At 75.5% G+C, this 17,685-nt stretch carries 19 protein-coding genes; 9 read left to right on the forward strand and 10 right to left on the reverse strand.

Annotated features, from left to right (window positions below; genetic code table 11):
* Positions 1–145: 145 nt before the first annotated feature.
* On the reverse strand, positions 146–2,407 hold the full coding sequence (locus tag ACFPK1_RS19180; RefSeq protein WP_378022645.1) for an ATP-dependent DNA helicase RecG: 2,262 nt from the start codon (positions 2,405–2,407) through the stop codon (positions 146–148).
* A 175-nt stretch (positions 2,408–2,582) separates the two neighbouring features.
* On the opposite strand from ACFPK1_RS19180, the gene rpmB reads away from it, so the two are divergent.
* Entirely contained in the window at positions 2,583–2,771 is a 189-nt protein-coding gene (gene rpmB / locus ACFPK1_RS19185; RefSeq protein WP_133824881.1) for a 50S ribosomal protein L28, read from the forward strand.
* A 13-nt stretch (positions 2,772–2,784) separates the two neighbouring features.
* Here the strand turns inward: rpmB and ACFPK1_RS19190 are convergent, their stop codons facing one another.
* A complete protein-coding gene (locus tag ACFPK1_RS19190) occupies positions 2,785–3,711 on the reverse strand; it encodes a helix-turn-helix domain-containing protein (RefSeq protein ID WP_378022533.1) in 927 nt (308 codons plus the stop codon).
* Positions 3,712–3,800: 89 nt separating this feature from the next.
* Entirely contained in the window at positions 3,801–4,043 is a 243-nt protein-coding gene (locus ACFPK1_RS19195) for a DUF397 domain-containing protein (protein ID WP_378022534.1), read from the reverse strand.
* Positions 4,044–4,389: 346 nt separating this feature from the next.
* Between ACFPK1_RS19195 and ACFPK1_RS19200 the strand changes: the two genes are divergently transcribed.
* On the forward strand, positions 4,390–4,611 hold the full coding sequence (locus ACFPK1_RS19200) for a hypothetical protein (RefSeq protein ID WP_378022535.1): 222 nt from the start codon (positions 4,390–4,392) through the stop codon (positions 4,609–4,611).
* Positions 4,612–4,626: 15 nt separating this feature from the next.
* Here the strand turns inward: ACFPK1_RS19200 and ACFPK1_RS19205 are convergent, their stop codons facing one another.
* Complete coding sequence (locus ACFPK1_RS19205) at positions 4,627–5,310, reverse strand: uracil-DNA glycosylase (RefSeq protein WP_378022646.1); 684 nt, start codon at positions 5,308–5,310, stop codon at positions 4,627–4,629.
* Positions 5,311–5,350: 40 nt separating this feature from the next.
* Positions 5,351–5,905 carry a GNAT family N-acetyltransferase gene (locus ACFPK1_RS19210; protein WP_378022536.1) on the reverse strand — a complete coding sequence of 185 codons (555 nt, stop codon included), beginning with the start codon at positions 5,903–5,905 and terminating at the stop codon, positions 5,351–5,353.
* A gap of 166 nt (positions 5,906–6,071) precedes the next feature.
* On the opposite strand from ACFPK1_RS19210, the gene ACFPK1_RS19215 reads away from it, so the two are divergent.
* Genes ACFPK1_RS19215 through ACFPK1_RS19230 form a run of 4 tightly spaced genes read left to right on the forward strand, consistent with a single transcriptional unit; the run spans position 6,072 to position 10,809 of the window.
* Positions 6,072–6,821, forward strand: coding sequence for an HAD family hydrolase (locus ACFPK1_RS19215; RefSeq protein WP_378022537.1), 750 nt, complete (start codon positions 6,072–6,074; stop codon positions 6,819–6,821).
* Positions 6,822–6,824: 3 nt separating this feature from the next.
* Positions 6,825–8,276 (forward strand): FAD-binding oxidoreductase, encoded by a 1,452-nt coding sequence (locus ACFPK1_RS19220; protein ID WP_378022538.1) that lies wholly within the window; start codon positions 6,825–6,827, stop codon positions 8,274–8,276.
* A complete protein-coding gene (locus ACFPK1_RS19225) occupies positions 8,273–9,424 on the forward strand; it encodes an FAD-binding oxidoreductase (protein ID WP_378022539.1) in 1,152 nt (383 codons plus the stop codon). The genes ACFPK1_RS19220 and ACFPK1_RS19225 overlap by 4 nt, the downstream gene beginning before the upstream one ends.
* Positions 9,421–10,809, forward strand: coding sequence for a (Fe-S)-binding protein (locus ACFPK1_RS19230; RefSeq protein ID WP_378022540.1), 1,389 nt, complete (start codon positions 9,421–9,423; stop codon positions 10,807–10,809). The genes ACFPK1_RS19225 and ACFPK1_RS19230 overlap by 4 nt, the downstream gene beginning before the upstream one ends.
* A gap of 56 nt (positions 10,810–10,865) precedes the next feature.
* Here the strand turns inward: ACFPK1_RS19230 and ACFPK1_RS19235 are convergent, their stop codons facing one another.
* Positions 10,866–11,282 carry a VOC family protein gene (locus tag ACFPK1_RS19235; RefSeq protein ID WP_378022541.1) on the reverse strand — a complete coding sequence of 139 codons (417 nt, stop codon included), beginning with the start codon at positions 11,280–11,282 and terminating at the stop codon, positions 10,866–10,868.
* A gap of 89 nt (positions 11,283–11,371) precedes the next feature.
* On the opposite strand from ACFPK1_RS19235, the gene ACFPK1_RS19240 reads away from it, so the two are divergent.
* Positions 11,372–12,310 carry a helix-turn-helix transcriptional regulator gene (locus tag ACFPK1_RS19240; RefSeq protein WP_378022542.1) on the forward strand — a complete coding sequence of 313 codons (939 nt, stop codon included), beginning with the start codon at positions 11,372–11,374 and terminating at the stop codon, positions 12,308–12,310.
* A 50-nt stretch (positions 12,311–12,360) separates the two neighbouring features.
* Here the strand turns inward: ACFPK1_RS19240 and ACFPK1_RS19245 are convergent, their stop codons facing one another.
* Positions 12,361–13,419 carry a thiamine-phosphate kinase gene (locus ACFPK1_RS19245; RefSeq protein WP_378022543.1) on the reverse strand — a complete coding sequence of 353 codons (1,059 nt, stop codon included), beginning with the start codon at positions 13,417–13,419 and terminating at the stop codon, positions 12,361–12,363.
* Between the two features lie 78 nt (positions 13,420–13,497).
* Here ACFPK1_RS19245 and ACFPK1_RS19250 point away from each other — a divergent pair, with 78 nt between their 5' ends.
* On the forward strand, positions 13,498–13,734 hold the full coding sequence (locus ACFPK1_RS19250) for an Lrp/AsnC ligand binding domain-containing protein (protein ID WP_274283245.1): 237 nt from the start codon (positions 13,498–13,500) through the stop codon (positions 13,732–13,734).
* Between the two features lie 7 nt (positions 13,735–13,741).
* Positions 13,742–14,299: a DUF3515 domain-containing protein gene (locus tag ACFPK1_RS19255; RefSeq protein ID WP_378022544.1), complete on the forward strand. Its 558-nt coding sequence runs from the start codon at positions 13,742–13,744 to the stop codon at positions 14,297–14,299.
* On the opposite strand, the gene ACFPK1_RS19260 is transcribed toward ACFPK1_RS19255, so the two are convergent.
* Genes ACFPK1_RS19260 through pdxR form a run of 3 tightly spaced genes read right to left on the reverse strand, consistent with a single transcriptional unit; the run spans position 14,289 to position 17,633 of the window.
* Positions 14,289–15,419: a D-alanine--D-alanine ligase family protein gene (locus ACFPK1_RS19260; protein WP_378022545.1), complete on the reverse strand. Its 1,131-nt coding sequence runs from the start codon at positions 15,417–15,419 to the stop codon at positions 14,289–14,291. The two genes, ACFPK1_RS19255 and ACFPK1_RS19260, sit on opposite strands and share 11 nt — an antisense overlap.
* A 22-nt stretch (positions 15,420–15,441) precedes the next feature.
* Positions 15,442–16,239, reverse strand: a complete 798-nt coding sequence (locus ACFPK1_RS19265; RefSeq protein ID WP_378022546.1) for a tryptophan 2,3-dioxygenase — start codon at positions 16,237–16,239, stop codon at positions 15,442–15,444.
* Positions 16,236–17,633: a MocR-like pyridoxine biosynthesis transcription factor PdxR gene (gene pdxR / locus ACFPK1_RS19270; protein ID WP_378022547.1), complete on the reverse strand. Its 1,398-nt coding sequence runs from the start codon at positions 17,631–17,633 to the stop codon at positions 16,236–16,238. The genes ACFPK1_RS19265 and pdxR overlap by 4 nt, the downstream gene beginning before the upstream one ends.
* Between the last annotated feature and the right edge of the window lie 52 nt (positions 17,634–17,685).

The raw sequence follows: 17,685 nt of genomic DNA on the forward strand, positions 1-17,685 counted from the left end.
ACAGCGCGCTCGCCGGTCGTCGCACCGCGCTCATCGGCAGGGTGATCGAGGTCCTGAACCGCTCGCCGCGAGACTGCCCCGAATCGGTGACGACGAACGGTGGATCTCACGCCTCGTCGTCGGCGTGCGGCCGGACGAGCGGGGCCTACAGCCGATCGAGGAACGCCGCCTCGTCCTCGCCGACCACCGACCGCACCAGTCCGGCGAGACCCGGGTGATGCGTGAGCGTCGGATCGTCGGCCACGACCGACCGGGCCTCGTCGCGCGCCTCGGCCACGAGGTCCTGGTGCTTGAGCACGGAGAGCATGTGCAGCCCGGAGCGTCGCCCGGACTGCTGGGCGCCGAGCACGTCGCCCTCGTCGCGCACCTCGAGGTCGATCCGCGAGACCTCGAAGCCGTCCGGGGTGGCCGCCAGCCGTTCGAGGCGCTCGAGGGCGGGCGAGCCCTCGACCGCCTCGGTGACCAGGAGGCACGACGACGGTGCCGGCCCGCGGCCCACGCGGCCGCGCAGCTGGTGGAGCTGCGAGACGCCGAACCGGTCGGCGTCCATGATGATCATCATCGTCGCGTTGGGGACGTCGACGCCCACCTCGATCACCGTGGTGGCGACGAGGACGTCGACCGTGCCGTCGGAGAACGCCCGCATCACGGCGTCCTTCTCGTCGGTGGGCATCCGGCCGTGCAGCACCTCGAGGCGCAGCCCCTGCAGCGGCCCCTCGGCGAGCATCGGGGCGACGTCGGTGACCGCCAGCGGCGGGCGCGCGGCCTCCTCCTGCTCGTCCCCGTCCTCGGGGGGACGCAGCTTGCGGAGGGTCTCCTCGAACTCGTCGGGCCCGGGCGCCTCCGGGTCGAGCAGGTCGTCGGCCGGCGGCTCGGGCCACGCCTCGCCGGGCTCGCCGCCCTCCTCACCGATCCGGGGGCACACGACGTAGACCTGGTGCCCGGCGGCGACCTCCTCGTGCACCCGCTCCCACGCCCGCTCCAGCCACCGCGGCTTGACGCCCGCGGGCACCGCCGTCGTCGCGATCGGCCGGCGGCCCGCCGGCAGCTCGTCGAGCTCGGAGGTGTCGAGGTCGCCGTACATCGTCAGCGCGACCGTGCGCGGGATGGGCGTCGCGGTCATCACCAGCACGTGCGGCGTCGTCGCGCCGGGTCGCGAGCGCAGCTCGTCGCGCTGGTGGACCCCGAAGCGGTGCTGCTCGTCGACGACGACGAGGCCGAGGTCGGCGAACCCGACGCTCTGCTGGATCACCGCGTGGGTGCCGACGACGATGCCCGCGGCGCCGGACTGGGCGTCGAGCAGCGCCTGACGGCGGGCCTTCGCCCCGAGCGAGCCGGTGAGCAGCGTGACCCGCGTGGCCTGGTCGGCATCCCCGTCGAGCTCGCCCGCGCGGCCCAGCGGCCCGAGCATCGCCTGCAGCGAGCGGGCGTGCTGGGCGGCCAGCACCTCGGTGGGCGCGAGCAGCACCGCCTGCCGCCCGGCGTCGACGACCTGGAGCATCGCCCGCAGCGCCACCATCGTCTTGCCCGAGCCGACGTCGCCCTGCAGCAGGCGGTTGAGCGGCTGCTCGCCCGCGAGCGCCTCGGCCAGCGACGCACCGACCCGCTGCTGGGCGCCGGTGAGCGTGAACGGCAGCCGCGCGTCGAACGCCGCCGCCAGGCCGTCGTCGCGGCGCGGGCAGGCGGGTGCCGGGCGGGTGGTGGCGCTCGCGCGCCGCCCCGCCATGGCGAGCTGCAGCCCGAACGCCTCGTCCCACACCAGGCGCCGGCGGGCGTCGACCTGCTCCTCCCAGGTGTCGGGGAGGTGCACCCGGCGCAGGGCGTCGCCGAGCGAGGCCAGGCCGTGGGCGGCGCGCAGCGTGTCGGGCAGGGGGTCCTCGGGCTCGTCGAGCAGGTCGAGCACCTGGCGGACCGCCATCATGATCACCCAGGACCGCAGCTTGCGCTTGGCCGGATAGATCGGGATGAGCCCCGGCAGCAGCCCGCTGTCGCCGTCGCCGAGCACGATGAACTCCGGCGCGGTGAGCTGCCAGGTGTTGCGGTATCGCTTGAGGTCGCCCGAGAACAGCGCGGTCGTGCCCGGCTGCAGGTCGCGCTCGCGGTAGGGCTGGTTGAAGAACGTGCACGTGAAGCGCTGTCCGCCGACCGACACGGCGACCTCGAGGACGTGGCCCCGGCGGTGGCGCATCCGCCGGCCGCTCGCTCCGTCGACCTTGCCGAGCAGCGTGACGTGCTCGCCCGGCCGGAACCGCTGGTCCTCGCGCTCGGAGGAGTGGGTCACCGCGTTGTGGGCGATGTAGCGGCGCGGGTAGTGGCGCAGGAGATCGCCCACCGTCTCCAGCTCGAGCTGCTTGGCGAGCGGCCGCGCGGTCTTGTCGCCGAGGGCCGTGCGCAGCGTCGTGTCCATCCCGACCACGTCGCCGAGGATGTCACCCCGGACCGACAGCGCGGCTGCGGGCGGGCCCGACACCCCGGCGACCGGTCGCGGCGCGGGCCTCGGTTACGCTGGACGCAGTGCGCACCCGCCGGTCACGGCGAGAGTGCGCGTCCGCGGAGTCGTCAGCGTGTCGAGGAGTTCAGTCGTGAGTGCCGTGTGTGACGTGTGCGCGAAGGGCCCGGGGTTCGGGAAGTCGGTGTCGCACTCGCACGTGCGGACGAACCGCCGCTGGAACCCGAACGTGCAGGTCGTGCACACCCGCCTGGACAACGGCAACCGCAAGCGGATGAACGTCTGCACCTCCTGCCTGAAGGCCGGCAAGGTCAACCGCTAGGACGGGCCCGGGCTCACCCGAGCTCGACCCGCAGCGTCCGCAGGGCGTCCCGCGTCTCGTCGGGCGCCAGCGCCTGGACGCACAGCAGCTCCATGGTGGCGAGGTAGTCGTCCACGTCGGCGCGCTTGTCGAGGTACAGCGCGCTGGTGAGCTGCTCGAGGTAGACGACGTCGGGCACCGCGGACTCCCGCGGGAACCGCAGGATGCTGAACGGCCCGCCCGCCCCGGCGTGGCCGCCGAGGTGGAACGGCACCATCTGCACCACGACCCCGCGGCGCTCCGAGACGTCGATCAGGTGGTCGAGCTGCTCGCGCATCACCGCGGGCCCGCCGGTCAGCCGGTGCAGCGACGCCTCGTCGAGCACCGCCCACAGCAGCGGCGCGTCGTCCCGCTCGAGCACCTCCTGGCGCCGCAGCCGGAGCTCGACGCGCCGCTCGACCTCCTCGTCGGGCATCGACACGTGCCCGAGCGCGGTCACGTGGCGCACCATCGCCTCGGTCTGCAGCAGCCCCGGCACGAACTGCGCCTCGTAGGTGCGGATCTGCGCCGCGGCCTGCTCGAGCCCGACGTAGGTCTCGAACCACGGCGGCAGCAGGTCGGAGTACCGGTGCCACCACCCCGGCGCGTTGGCCCGGCGGGCGAGCCCGAGCAGCGCGTCGCGCTCGTCGGGCGCGTGCACGCCGTAGAGGGTCAGCAGGTCGCCGACGTCGCGCTCCTTGAACCCGGTGCGCCCGTTCTCCAGCCGGCTGATCTTGGCGTGGGAGCCGCGGATGCGGTCGCCCGCGGCCTCGCGGGTCACTCCCGCCCGCTCGCGCAGGCCACGCAGCTGCTGGCCGAGCATGATGCGCAGCACGGTCGGCCCGCCGCCGGGGGCGTCACGGATGTCGCGCGGCGGGTCCGGCGGCACGTCGGCACCCGCGGGTTCCCCGGGTGGGACCACGCCGGCACCTCCGCTCGCCGGCGCGCACGAGGGCGCGCCCGGACAGGGAGACGACCCTAACAGTCACGCATCGGGGTGGGACGGAAGCGCTAGGCCCCCTCGGCGAGGAGGTCGTCGAAGTCGCCGTCCTTGGCGCCCAGCAGGAAGGCCGTCATCTCGGCGCGGGTGTAGACGAGGACCGGCCCGTCACGGTGGCGGGAGTTGCGCACGGCGACCCCGCCGTCGGGCAGCGGGGCGACCTCCACGCAGTTGCCCTTGGGGTTGCTGCGGCGGCTCTTGCGCCACGCGACGTCGTCGTCCCCGATGTCGCGGGCCTCCGTCGGCTCGGGCATGCGACCTCCCCCTGGTCGTGCAACGGCTGTCGGCGGTGCAGATGTTCTTGCATCTGCACAGTACGTCGGTCAGGATCGACGTCGTCGCCGACGTCGGGGAGAGCGACGAACGGAGGTCCGCGTGAGCCAGCCGGGACGCCCAGGGATTCCGGGGCGCGCTCCTGCGCCGCTCCGGGTGACCTCTGAGCGTCTCACCGAGGACGAGGCCCGTTCAGCGGCTTCCGCTCCCCCGGCCGCCGCGACCGAGGCTCCGCCGAACGCCGTCCCCGCCGCGCCGACCGGTCCGCTCCCGACGCCGCCGGTCCATGACGGCTGGGGCCCGGCGTCCACGGCGACGTCCGGGGGCATGTCCGGTGGAACCTCGGTGCTCACCGCCGCGCCCGTCGTCGCGTCCCGGCCGTCCCTGCCCGTGGTGGCCCCGCGCCCGCGCCGCCGGTTCGCCGACATCTGGCGGCTCGTGTTCTCCCGCCGCCGCGCCGGGCGGCACCGTCCGGAGACCACGCCGCCCCACAGCTGGGGGATGATCTCGCCGGTGCGGCGTCGCCGCCGGCGGTGGGGACGCCGCTGAGCCCTCTGCCGGGCCCTACGGCAGGCGCCAGTCGACGGGCTCGTCCCCGAGCTCGCCGAGGTACTCGTCGACCCGACTGAACGGGCGCGAGCCGAAGAACCCGCGGTCGGCCGACATCGGGCTGGGGTGCGCCGACTCGACGGTCGGCACGTCCTCGCCGAGCAGCGGCTTGACCGTCTGCGCGTCGCGCCCCCACAGCACGGCGACGAGCGGCTGGTCCAGGCGGGCGACGAGCGCCGCGACGGCCGCCTCGGTCACCTTCTCCCACCCCTTGTTGCGGTGCGAGCCCGGCGCCCCGGGGCCGACGGTGAGCACCCTGTTGAGCAGCAGCACGCCGTTCGCCGCCCACGGCGAGAGGTCGCCGCTGGTGGGCGGCGGGTGGCCGAGGTCGGCGGAGTACTCGCGGAAGATGTTCTGCAGGCTCTTCGGCAGCGGGCGCACGTCCGGCGCCACCGAGAACGACAGGCCGACCGCGTGCCCCGGCGTCGGGTACGGGTCCTGACCCATGATCAGCACCCGCACGTCGGCGAACGGCTGCTGGAACGCCCGCAGGACGTTCGCGCCGGCCGGCAGGTAGGTCCGCCCCTCGGCCACCTCGGCGCGCAGGAAGTCGCCCATCGCCGCGATCGTGTCCGCGACCGGCTCCAGCGCCTCGGCCCAGCCGGCCTCGACGGACTCGCTGAGGGGACGGGCCACGATGGGAGCCTCCGCACGGACGGGCGATGTCGGGCCCCCGACGCTAGCGCCCGCCGCCCCGCCCTCCGCCGCGCCCCCCGGACCCCACCCGGACGTCCCCGGGTCGGTCCAGCTCGCGCGCGAAGCAGAGACTCGAGGGCTCGTCGCGGTAGGTCCCGAAGCGCGGGATCGCGACGTACCCCCGCGCGCGGTAGAAGGCGAGCGCCTCGGGCTGCTCGGTGCCCGTCTCGAGCACGGTGCGCCGACAGCCGGCGGCGAGCGCGGTGCGCTCGAGCTCGCCGAGCACGGCCGTCGCGAGCCCCCGGCGCCGGTGGGCGGGGTCGACCCACATGCGCTTGATCTCGGCGTCGCCCGGACGCAGCACGCCCGCGTCGCGGGCGTCGATCGACGCCGCGTCGTGGCGCCGCCAGCCCCCGCAGCACACCGGCCCGGTACCCGGGAGGCTGCCGAGCAGGAAGATGCCCCGCGGCGGCGCGAACTCGGCGGGGTCGACGGGCGTGCGGTCGGCACCGCCGTAGCGCTCGACGTAGAACGCCTGCACGGCGTCGACGAACCGCACGCTCTCGGGGTCGTCGTAGGCGGCGACCCGCAACGTCACGCGCGCCGCCCGATCCGCGCGAGGGGGCCCTCCGGTCGCCACGGGAGTCGTGCCTAGTCGATCAGCTCGTCCGCGGGAAGGGTGAGCTCGGCGTCCCCGGCGGTCGCGGCGTCCTCCCCCCATGATGGCGACACCGAGCACGCCGATCTCCCCGAGGAGGACACCCGTGAGCCCGACACCACGCGTCGCCGTCTGCTGGGACGTCGACGGCACGCTGCTGTGGGGCGGGACGGTCGGGCGCGACGTGCTGTGCGAGGCGTTCACCACCGTCACCGGGTACCGGGCGCCCATCGAGGCGGTGGCGATGGGCGGTCGCACCGACTGGCTGATCGGCGAGGCGCTCCGCGACGCGCTGCCCCGCGAGGACGCCGCCCCGTTCGCCGGCGACGAGTTCGGGCACGCGGTCATCGCCGCGGTCACCGACGGGTGGGGCCGGCGCGCCGGGGAGCTCGCCGCCGTCGCCCGCACCCTGCCCGGCATCCCCGAGACCGTCGCCGCGCTCGCCGGCGACCCCGACGTCGTCCAGACCCTGACCACGGGGAACGTGCGCGTCGGGGCCCGGGCGAAGCTCGACGCGGTCGGGCTCGCGGACGGCCCGATCGACCTCGCGCTCGGGGGCTACGGCGAGGGTCCGGGCCAGCGGGTGCGGGTCGTCGAGCAGGCCCGCGACGCCCTGGCCGCCCGCTACGGGACGGCGCCGGTGATGGTCGTGGTCGGCGACACGCCCCTCGACGTCGAGGCCGCCCACCGGGGCGGCGCGGTCGCGGTCGGCGTCGCCACGGGGCGGTCGTCGGTCGGGGAACTGCACGCGGCGGGCGCCGAGCACGTGTTCGACGACCTCGCCGACCCCGGCCGTCTGGTGGCGGTGGTGCGGTCGGCGCGCGAGGATCGTCACGCAGCGGAACCGGGGAGGTAACCCATGCTGGACGCCGCGATGGTGCAGGAGTTCGTCGATCTCCTCTCGCCGAACGGGGTGATCACCGACGAGGTGGGTCTGCGCAGCTACGAGTGCGACGGGCTGACCGGCTTCCGCCAGGTCCCCGCGCTGGTCGTGCTGCCGCGGGACGCGCAGGAGGTGGCCGGCGCGGTCCGGCTGTGCGCGAAGCACGGGATGCCGTTCGTCGCGCGGGGGGCGGGCACCGGCCTGTCGGGCGGCGCGATGCCCGTCGCCGACGGCGTGGTGATCTCGCTGCAGAAGCTGCGCCGCATCCTCGAGATCGACGTCGAGAACCGGCGCGCCGTGCTCGAGCCGGGCGTCTACAACCTCGAGATCTCCAAGGCGGCCGCGCCGTACGGGCTGTACTACGCGCCGGACCCGTCGAGCCAGCAGGTCTGCACCATCGGCGGCAACGTCGCGGAGAACTCCGGCGGCGCGCACTGCCTGAAGTACGGCTTCACCACCAACCACGTGCTGGAGATGGAGGTCGTGCTCGCCGACGGCTCGGTGGTCACCCTCGGCGGACCGACCGGCGAGCAGGCCGGCCCGGACCTGCGCGGGCTGTTCATCGGCTCGGAGGGCACGCTCGGCGTCTGCACGAAGGTCACCGTCCGCCTGCTGCAGACCCCCGAGACCGTGCGCACGGTGCTCGCCGACTTCCCGTCGATCGAGGCCGCGGGCGACACCGTCGGCGACATCGTCGACGCGGCGATCATCCCGGCCGCGGTGGAGATGATGGACTCGCTGGCGATGGAGGCCTCCGAGGCCGCCACCGGCGCGGGCCTCACCGTCGACTCCCCGGCCGCGCTGATCATCGAGCTGGACGGCCCGGCCGACGAGGTCGAGGCGGAGTTCGAGCACCTCACCGCCATCTGCGAGCGCCACGGCGCCACGCGCCTGCACGTGCCGGCCGAGGCCGAGGAGCGCCAGAAGGTGTGGAAGGGGCGCAAGGCCGCGTTCGCCGCGGTCGGGCGGATCAGCCCCGACTACATCGTCCAGGACGGCGTGGTGCCGCGGACCCGGCTCGCCGAGGTCCTCACCCGCATCGCCGAGATGGGCCGCGACGCGGGGCTGCGCGTCGCGAACGTCTTCCACGCGGGCGACGGCAACCTGCACCCGCTGGTGCTCTACTCGGAGGCCGCGGGCGAGCACGACGCCGCCGAGAAGCTGTCCACCGACATCGCCGAGCTCTGCGTCGAGCTGGGCGGGTCGCTGTCGGGCGAGCACGGCATCGGCACCGACAAGGCGTGCTCGATGCCGGCGATGTTCTCCGAGGACGACCTCGCGGTCATGCACCGCGTCCGGCTCGCCTTCGACCCGGACTCGCGGTGCAACCCCGGCAAGCTCTTCCCGACGCCGCGGCTGTGCGGCGAGCGCCCGGGCAGGTACCAGCCCCACCCCCTCGAGGAAGCCGGAGTGATCGAGCGCCTGTGAGTGACACCGTCACGCCCACCACCGTTGACGACCTGCGCGACACCGTCCTCGACCGCCCCGGCACGATCCGCGTCGCCGGAGCGGGCACCGCCGCGGACTGGGCCGGCACGCCCGCGCCCGCGGACACGGTCCTCGACATGACCGGCCTGTCCGGGATCGTCACCCACAACCCCGGCGACATGACCGTCGAGGTCCGTGCGGGCACGCCCTTCGCCGCCCTGCAGTCCGAGCTCGGCGAGCACCACCAGCGCGTCGCCGTCGACCCGGCGCGGGCCTCCGCGGGCGCCACGCTGGGCGGGCTGTTCGCGACCGCCGACTCGGGGCCGCGCGCCCTGCAGTACGGCTCGCTGCGCGACCTGGTCATCGGCGCGACGATCGTGCTCGCCGACGGCACCGTCGCCCGCACCGGCGGGCACGTGATCAAGAACGTCGCGGGCTACGACCTCACCAAGGTGCTGCACGGCGCCCACGGCACGCTCGGCGTCATCGCCGGGCTCGTGCTGCGCCTGCACCCCACCCCGCAGGCCACCGCCACCGTCGCCGTGGCGTGCGACCGCGCCGCGTCGGCCGACCTCGCGCGCCGGATCGCCGACAGCCCGGCCGAGGCGGTCGCGGTGCAGTGGCATGCGGGCCGCCTGCTCGCCGACGTCGAGGGCTCGGAGAGCGGCGCCGACGCCCGCGCGCAGCGGCTGGCCGACGCCGTCGGCGGCGAGCTGCTCGCCCCGGACGACGCCACGGCGGCGTGGGAGGCGCACGCGGCGTCCGTCCGCGCCCGCCCCGACGGCCACGCCGTGCTGCGGTTCGGCGTCATCCCCTCGGCGCTGCCCGGAGTGCTCGACGGGCTCGACGCCGACACCGGCGGGCTGGGCGAGGTCACCGCCTCGCCGCGCACCGGCGTCGCCACGGTGTCGCTCCCGGCCGACGCCGAGGTCGTCGCGGCGGCCCACCACCGGGTCGCCGACGCCGGCGGCACCTCGACGCTGCGCCAGCGCCCCGAGGGCGCCGACCTGCCCGCCTTCGGACCCGAGCCCGCCGCGGCGACCGTGCTGCGGGCCGTCGCCGCGTCCCTCGACCCCGACCAGCGCCTGGGGCGCGGCCGTCTGGCCCCCTGGGTCCCCACCCCTGAGCCGACCGGAGTGCGCGCATGACCACCCACCCCACCACCGGCCCGTCGCCCGACTTCTCCTCCGAGCGCGGGGAGAAGCCCGCCCCGGAGCGCGCCGACGTCCTCGGCGGCGACTTCGGGTCCTTCGACAGCCACCGCCCGCCGGCCCAGGAGCTGCTCGACGACTGCGTGCACTGCGGCTTCTGCCTGCCGACCTGCCCCACGTACGCGCTGTGGGGCGAGGAGATGGACTCGCCGCGCGGGCGCATCTACCTCATGGAGATGGCGGAGAAGGGCGAGATCCCGCTCGAGGGCGCGTTCACCACCCACATCGACCGCTGCCTGGGCTGCATGGCGTGCGTGACGGCCTGCCCGTCGGGCGTGCAGTACGACCGCCTGCTCGAGGCGACCCGGCCGCAGATCGAGCGCCACGTGCCGCGGTCGCGGGCGGACAGGCTCTTCCGCGAGGCGATCTTCGCGCTGTTCCCCTACAAGCGGCGGCTGCGCGCGGCGTCGATCGGCGGCGCGCTGTACCAGAAGCTGCGGCCGAAGAGCATGGACAAGATCGTGGCGAAGCTGCCGAACCGCCTCGCCGCCATGGAATCGCTCCTGCCGCCGGTGCGGGTGCGCGACGCGTTCGCCCGCATCCCGGCGCGGACGCCCGCGGTCGGTCCCCGGCGCGGGCGCGTCGGCCTGCTCACCGGGTGCGTGCAGGACGTGTTCTTCCACCCGGTCAACGAGGCGACCGTGCGCGTGCTCGCCGCCGAGGGCTGGGACGTCATCGCGCCGCGCGAGCAGACGTGCTGCGGGGCGCTGGGCCTGCACGCGGGGCGCGAGCAGGAGGCGATCGAGCGGGCGAAGAAGCTGATCGCGACCTTCGAGCGCGCGCGCGTCGACACGATCGCCACGAACGTCGCGGGCTGCGGGTCGTCCATGAAGGAGTACGGCGAGCTGCTCGCCGACGACCCGGAGTGGGCGGAGCGGGCGCGCGCGTTCGCGGCGAAGGTGCGCGACATCTCCGAGGTCGTCGACGAGACGCTCGCCGACCCGCGGGCGCGCCGGCACCCCATCGAGGCGAAGGTCGTCTACCACGACGCCTGCCACCTGGGGCACGCTCAGAAGATCCGGTCCGAGCCGCGACGGGTGCTGCGCTCGATCCCGGGCGTCGAGCTCACCGAGCTGCCCGAGGCCGAGATCTGCTGCGGGTCGGCGGGGATCTACAACATGCTCCAGCCCCAGGCCGCGGGCGACCTGGGCCGGCGCAAGGCCGACAACATCCGCGGCACCGGTGCCGACGTCCTCGTCACCGCCAACCCGGGCTGCCTGCTGCAGATCCGCAAGTACCTGGAGGGCGAGCTGCCGATGCTCCACCCGATCCAGCTCGTCGACGCCTCCATCCGCGGCGTCCGCCCGCCGGAGATGGGCTGACCCTCCTCTGCGAGCACTTTCCGGCCTACAGGACCGGAAAGTGCTCACATGGGTCGTCAGTACGGGGTGGCCACGTCCATGACCCAGGTGACGCCGAAGCGGTCGGTGAGCATGCCGTAGAGCGGCGACCACGGGGCCGGGCCGAGCGGCTGCCGGACCTCGGCGCCCGGCACGAGGCCCTCCCAGAGCGCGGTGACCTCCTCGGGCGTCTGCCCGCGCACCGACACGAAGAACGACTCGGTGCCCCGGTCGAACGCGCGCGCCGCGGGCACGTCGAACGCCATGACGTGGAAGCCACCCGGCGCGGCGATCTGGCCCCACATCACCTGCTTCGCCTCGGCCGGGTCGCCCACCGCGCCCAGGTCCTCGTAGGTGACGATCGTCGCCTCGCTGCCGGCGACGCCCGCGTAGAACTCGAGCGCCTCGCGGGCGTCGCCGCGGAAGTTCAGGTGGACGACGGTCTGCACGGTCATGGGATCGGGCTCCTTCTCTCCGGTGGCACGACCCATGCTCGTCCGGGAAGAGGCCAGCTTCTGGCCTCTTCTCGACGAGAATGGGCACCGTGCACGAGACCTCCGCCCGCCTGCTCGCCCTGCTCTCGCTCCTGCAGGCGCGCCGCGACTGGCCGGGCGGGCTGCTGGCGGAGCGGCTCGAGGTCAGCCCGCGCACCGTGCGGCGCGACGTCGACCGGCTGCGCGAGCTCGGCTATCCGATCCGGGCCACCAAGGGCCCCGACGGCGGCTACCGCCTCGACGCGGGCGCGGACCTGCCGCCGCTGCTGTTCGACGACGAGCAGGCCGTGGCGCTCGCCGTCGGGCTGCAGATCGCGGCGACGAGCGGGGCCGGCGTCGAGGAGGCGGCCGCCCGCGCGCTGGGCACCGTGCGCCAGGTGATGCCCGCGCGGCTGCGGCACCGGATCGACGGGCTGCGGGTCACGGCGCTCGGTGGGTCGACGACCGTGGACCCCGGCGTGCTCGCGTCCCTGGGGGACGCCGTGCGGGCCCGCGAGGTGCTGCGGTTCGGCTACGGGGACGACCTGCGCCGGGCCGAGCCCCACCACCTGGTCACCCGGGGCGGGCGCTGGTACCTCGTCGCCTGGGACCTCGACCGCGTCGACTGGCGGACCTTCCGCGCCGACCGGATCGCCCCGCGCACGCCGACCGGGCCCCGCTTCGCCCCGCGCGAGGTGCCCGGCGGGGACGTGGCGGCGTTCGTGGCGGGACGGTTCCGCGGGAACCCGGGCGCGGGTGGCTGGCCGTGTCGCGGCGAGGTGATCGTCGCCCGGCCCGCGTCCGAGGTCGCCCCGTACACCCGCGACGACCTCGTGGAGCCGATCGGACCGGACCGCTGCCGGCTGGTCGCCGGGGCGTGGTCGTGGATCGGCCTGGCCGCGGGCCTCGGCCGGATCGACGCCGAGATCGAGGTCGTCGGACCGCCCGAGCTCACCGACGCCTTCGCCGCCCTGGCGGCCCGCTGCGCCCGCGCCGCCTCCCCCATGTGAGCGAACTTCGGTGCTATAGCACCGAAGTTCGCTCACATACGCCGGCCGGTCTAGCGCCAGTGCAGGTAGCCCGGGTCGCCGGCGCCGCCCCAGCGGTCGGCGTCGACCGTGACGCCGGTGCCGGCACGGACCTCGCCGCACACCACCCAGCCCGCGGGCACGGCGTCCTGCGAGGCGAAGGTCGCGACGAGCGAGTGGTCCTCGCCGCCGGTGAGCGCCCAGCTCAGCGGGTCGCCGCCCAGGGCCGAGGCGACGTCGCGCAGCTTGTCGGCGACCGGCACCAGCGTCGAGGACAGGTTGATGTGCACGCGCGAGGCGGCGGCGACGTGGCCGAGGTCGGCGAGCAGCCCGTCCGAGGTGTCGATCATCGAGGTGGCCCCGGCCTGCGCGGCGACCGGGCCCTCGCGCCACGGCGGGCGCGGGGTGCGGTGCGCGGCGACCATCGCCACCGGCGAGCGGAACCCCCGGCGCAGCACGGCCATCCCGGCCGCGGACCACCCGAGCACCCCGCGCACCGCGACGACGTCCCCGGGGCGCGCCCCCGACCGCGTGACGGGCGCGCGACCCTCCAGCGAGCCGAGCGCCGTGATCGAGACCACGATGGTGTCCGAGGACACGGTGTCGCCGCCGACCACGCCGATCCCCGCGTCCGCGGCGGCGTCCCAGATCCCCGACGCGAGCCCGTCGAGCACCTCGGTGCTCGTCGACCCGGGGCAGGCGAGGGAGAGCAGCAGCGCGGTCGGGACCGCGCCCATCGCCGCGATGTCGGCCAGGTTCGCGGCCACCGCTTTGCGGCCGACCTGCTCGGGCGCCGACCAGTCGAGACGGAAGTGCACGCCCTCGACCAGCGTGTCCACGGTCGCGACGACCCGTCCGTCGGGGGACGCGACGAGTGCCGCGTCGTCGCCGGGACCGAGCAGCGTGGGCTCGGGCTGGAAGCGCTCGCCGGCCAGCCGCTCGATGACGCCGAACTCACCGAGCTCCGCCGCCGTCCCCGCGGCAGCCTCCTGCGCCCGGGCGGGTCCTCCCCCGCCCGGCGCGCCCGCGCTCCGCCGGGAGGACCCCCCGGATCGTCCGTGTCCCCCGCGCCCGTTCGCCGTCCGGCTCACCCCTCGACTCCCTGCGGTACCTTCCCTGCCACCCTGGCCGATCGTCACCGTCGGCCCGTTCCCCGAGGAGGCTCGTCCGTGGTCCAGGCCTACATCCTGATCCAGACCGAGGTCGGTCGTGCCGCCGCGGTCGCCTCGGACGTGGCCGGCATCAGCGGTGTGACCCGGTCCCAGGACGTCACCGGACCCTACGACGTCATCGTCTGCGCCGAGGCCGATGACGTCGACACGCTCGGGCGGGATGTCGTCGGCGCCGTGCAGAAGGTCCCGGGGATCACCCGGACGCTCACCTGTCCCGTCGTGTCCACCGAGTAGACGCCGGATGGTCCTCTCCCGCGCACCCGAGGTGGTGCGCCGGCTCCCTCGCGTGCTCGTCGGCGTCGCGCTGACCGTCCCCGTGCTGCTGGTGGCCGGGGTGGTGGTGGCCTCGCTGGTGCTGGTGCGCGAGCCGGTGCCCGACGCCGACACGGTGCGCCTGCGGGTGGCCGCGGTCCCGACGCCGGCCGCGGCGAGCGCCGACTGCTCGCGCCTGCTCTCCGGGCTGCCCGGCGAGATGGCCACCGAGCGCGGGATGATCGCGCGCCGGGTGCTCGCCGACCCCGTCCCGCCCGCCACGGTCGCGTGGGGCGGCGAGCACGGCACGGCGCCGGTGGTCATGCGCTGCGGGCTGCCCCGGCCCCCCGAGCTCGCCGGCGGCGGCTCCGTGACCATCGTCAACGGCGTCGACTGGATCGAGGTCGACGACGGCGTCCCGGGCAGCGCGACGTGGGTCACCGCCGACCGCGCCGTCTACGTGGGCCTGACCGTGCCCGACGACATCGGCACCGGGCCCATCCAGGACATCTCGCGCGGGGTCAAGATCGCGCTCGTCAGCCGCTGAGCAGGCCGCGCCGCGCGAGCGCCGTCTCGACCAGCGTCGTGAGCAGGGTCGGGTAGTCGACGCCCGCGGTGGCCCACATGCGCGGGTAGAGCGACGTCGCCGTGAACCCGGGCATGGTGTTCAGCTCGTTGACCACCAGCCGGCCCTCGCCGGTGAGGAAGAAGTCGACCCGCGCGAGGCCCTCGACGTCCATCGCCCGGAACACCGCGACCGCGGTGGCGCGCACCGCCTCGGCGACGTCGTCGTCGAGCTTGGCGGGCACGTCGAGCTCGCAGGCGTCGTCGAGGTACTTCGTGTCGAAGTCGTACCAGCCGGCGTCGCCGCCGACGACGCGGATCTCCGCGGGCACGCTCGCCTCGACGCGGCCGTCGGGGTGCTCGAGCACGCCGCACTCGATCTCGCGCCCGACGATCGCCGCCTCGACGAGCACCTTGGGGTCCTCGGCGCGCGCGGTGGCGATGGCGGCGTCGAGGTCGGCCCAGTCGGCGACCCGCGTGATGCCCACCGACGACCCGGCGCGCGCGGGCTTGACGAACACCGGCAGCCCGAGGCGCTCGCGCTCGCCGGCGGTGAGCCCGGCGCGGTCGCGGGTGAGGACGACGACGTCGCCGACCGCCAGCCCCGCGTCGCGCAGCAGGCGCTTGGTGATGTCCTTGTCCATCGACGCCGCGCTGGAGAGCACGCCGGCGCCGACGTAGGGCACGCCGGCACTCTCGAGCAGGCCCTGCACGGTGCCGTCCTCGCCGCCGGGGCCGTGCAGCACGGGCAGCACGACGTCGACGCGGCCGAGCGAGCTGCCGTCGTCGAGGGCGATCAGCTCGCGGCGCGTGGGGTCGGCGGGCAGCGCGACCGGGCGGCCCGCGGTCACCGAGGGCAGCTCGCGGCCCTCGAGGCGCAGCTCGGCGGGGTCGGTGGGGCCGAGCACCCAGGACCCGTCGGGCGTGATGCCGACCGGGAGCACGTCGTAGCGGGCCGGGTCGAGCTGGGCGAGCACGCTGCCGGCGGACAGACACGAGATCCTGTGCTCGCTGCTGCGCCCACCGAAGAGGACGACGACGCGGGGGCGGTGCGCGTCCTGAGGGGTCGAGCTCCGCTGCGCTCCGTCTCCCGGGCCCGTCATGGCGCCGGAGCGTACGCGGCGGTCAGAGCGCGGTGCGGACCGCGTACAGCTCGGGGAAGAAGGACAGGTCGAGCACGCGCCGCAGGAACGAGGCGCCGGTCGTCCCCCCGGTCCCGGTGCGCAGGCCGATGGTCCGCTCGACGGTCTTGAGGTGGCGGAAGCGCCAGAGCTGCAGGTTGTCCTCGATGTCGACGAGCTCCTCGCAGGTCTCGTACACGTCCCAGTGCTGCTCGGGGGCGTCGTAGATCGCGCGGAACACCTCGACCAGGCGCGGGTCCTCGTGGTGCGGCGTGCGGACGTCGCGCTCCAGCAGGTCCGCGGGCACCGCGTGGCCGCGGCGGGCGAGCAGGCGCAGGAACTCGTCGTAGAGGCTCGGGCGCTCCAGCGCGGCGGTCAGCAGGGCGTGCGCGGCCGGGTCGTCGGCGTGGATCTCCAGCATCGCGGGGTCCTTGGCGCCGAGGAGGAACTCGACGGCGCGGTACTGGTAGCTCTGGAACCCCGACGACGAGCCGAGGAAGCCGCGGAAGCGCTGGTACTCGGTGGGCGTGAGGGTCGCGAGCACCGTCCACTGCTCGATGAGCTGCTTCTGCACGTGCTTGACCCGCGCGAGGCGCTTGAGGGCGAGCGGGAGGTCGTCGTCGGCGAGGTCGTCGCACGCGCCGGTGAGCTCGTGGAGGGCGAGCTTGAGCCAGAGCTCCGAGGTCTGGTGCTGGATGATGAACAGCAGCTCGTCGTGGGCCTCGGGGCGCGAGAGCGGGGCCTGCGCGGTGAGCAGCGCGTCGAGGTGCAGGTAGCGACCGTAGGTCAGGGGCTCGCTCATGGCCCCGATCCTCGCGAGGAGCCCAGCACGTCCGCCAGCACCGCGAGGGCCCGGTCGAGCTCGGCGCCGCCCGGGCCCGCCCAGCCGACGAGCACGCCGGAGACGGTGGCGGGACCCAGGTGGTACTCGGCGAGCCCGCCGACGCGCACGCCCGCCCGCGCGGCGGCGGCCACGACGGCGTCCTCTCCCGTCCGGCCGGGCAGGGGGACGACGAGGTGCGCGCCCGCCCGGTCGCCGCGCACGGTGTGGCCGGCCCCGGTGACGGCGGCGACGACCCGGGTGCGGCGGGCGGCGAGCTCGCGGCGCAGCCGGGCGAGGTGGCGGGCGAGCGCGCCGTCGGCGTGCAGGGCGGCGACCACCTGCTGGCCCGCCGGCCCGGGGCGCACGCTCGTGGCCTGCCGGCGCGCCAGCACCGCGTCGCGCCAGGCCGGCGGCGCGACCATCCAGCCCGCGCCCAGCGCCGGGCTCAGGATCTTGCTCGTGGTGCCGAGGTGCACGGTGACGTCCGGGGCCAGCCCGGCGAGCAGGGGCAGCGGGGCGACGTCGTAGCGCAGCTCGCCGTCGTAGTCGTCCTCGACGAGCAGCAGGCCCTCGGCGCGGGCGCGGGCGACGAGGTCCGCGCGCCGGGCGACGGGCAGGCGCGCGCCCAGGGGGTACTGGTGGGCGGGCGTCAGGTACACGGCGTCCACGCCGGCGGGCACGTCCGCGACGCGCAGGCCCTCGTCGTCGACGGGCACCCCGACCGGCACCGCGCCGGCGTCGCGCAGCAGCGCGGTGGCCCGCCCGTAGCCCGGCTCCTCGACCACCACCCGCGGTGCGCGCCCGAGCTGCCGGCGCAGGACGGCCACGATCTCGGCGAAGCCGTCGGTGGTCCCGGAGGTGGCGAGCACGTCGTCGGGGGTCGCGGCGAGCCCGCGGTGGTGCAGCAGCAGGCGCGCGACGGCGTCGCGGTAGGCGGGGACCCCGGCGGGCTCGGGGCGGGCGGCGGGCTCGCGGTCGCCGGCGCGGCGCCAGGCCCGCCGCCACGCCGACCGGTCGAGCACCGCGACGCACGGGGAGCCGGGCCGGAGGTCGACGTCGTCCGGGGTATGTGAGCGAACTTCGGGGCTATAGCCCCGAAGTTCGCTCACATGGGCGGTGGCGAGCACGTAGGTGCCGGCGCCGCGGCGGGGGCCCAGCCAGCCCTCGGCGACGAGCTGGTCGTACGCCGCGGCGGTGACCGTGCGGCTCACGCCCAGCTCGTCGGCGAGCGCGCGGGTCGAGGGCACGCGCTCACCGACGCGCAGCGCACCCCGCGTCACGGCGGCGCGCAGGCCGTCGGCGAGCTGCACCGCGAGCGGGGTCGCGGCCGCCCGGTCGAGCGGGAGCGCGAGCTCCGGGGACACACCGCGCACGAGTGGCCTCCTGGACTCGCCGGCGAGTGGCCGTTCGAGCATGCCACTCCGG

It is taken from the genome of Actinomycetospora rhizophila, from assembly GCF_042657905.1.
GTDB classification, from domain to species: domain Bacteria; phylum Actinomycetota; class Actinomycetes; order Mycobacteriales; family Pseudonocardiaceae; genus Actinomycetospora; species Actinomycetospora rhizophila.

Coding starts and splice junctions, on each gene's coding strand:
- ACFPK1_RS19195 (WP_378022534.1), bottom strand. CDS start 4,043: ATGCCCGAGCCGACGGAGGCCCGCGACATCGGGGACGACGACGTCGCG.
- ACFPK1_RS19230 (WP_378022540.1), top strand. CDS start 9,421: ATGACCACCCACCCCACCACCGGCCCGTCGCCCGACTTCTCCTCCGAG.
- ACFPK1_RS19200 (WP_378022535.1), top strand. CDS start 4,390: ATGTCCGGTGGAACCTCGGTGCTCACCGCCGCGCCCGTCGTCGCGTCC.
- ACFPK1_RS19260 (WP_378022545.1), bottom strand. CDS start 15,419: ATGACGGGCCCGGGAGACGGAGCGCAGCGGAGCTCGACCCCTCAGGAC.
- ACFPK1_RS19180 (WP_378022645.1), bottom strand. CDS start 2,407: ATGGACACGACGCTGCGCACGGCCCTCGGCGACAAGACCGCGCGGCCG.
- ACFPK1_RS19220 (WP_378022538.1), top strand. CDS start 6,825: ATGCTGGACGCCGCGATGGTGCAGGAGTTCGTCGATCTCCTCTCGCCG.
- ACFPK1_RS19265 (WP_378022546.1), bottom strand. CDS start 16,239: ATGAGCGAGCCCCTGACCTACGGTCGCTACCTGCACCTCGACGCGCTG.
- ACFPK1_RS19255 (WP_378022544.1), top strand. CDS start 13,742: ATGGTCCTCTCCCGCGCACCCGAGGTGGTGCGCCGGCTCCCTCGCGTG.
- ACFPK1_RS19235 (WP_378022541.1), bottom strand. CDS start 11,282: ATGACCGTGCAGACCGTCGTCCACCTGAACTTCCGCGGCGACGCCCGC.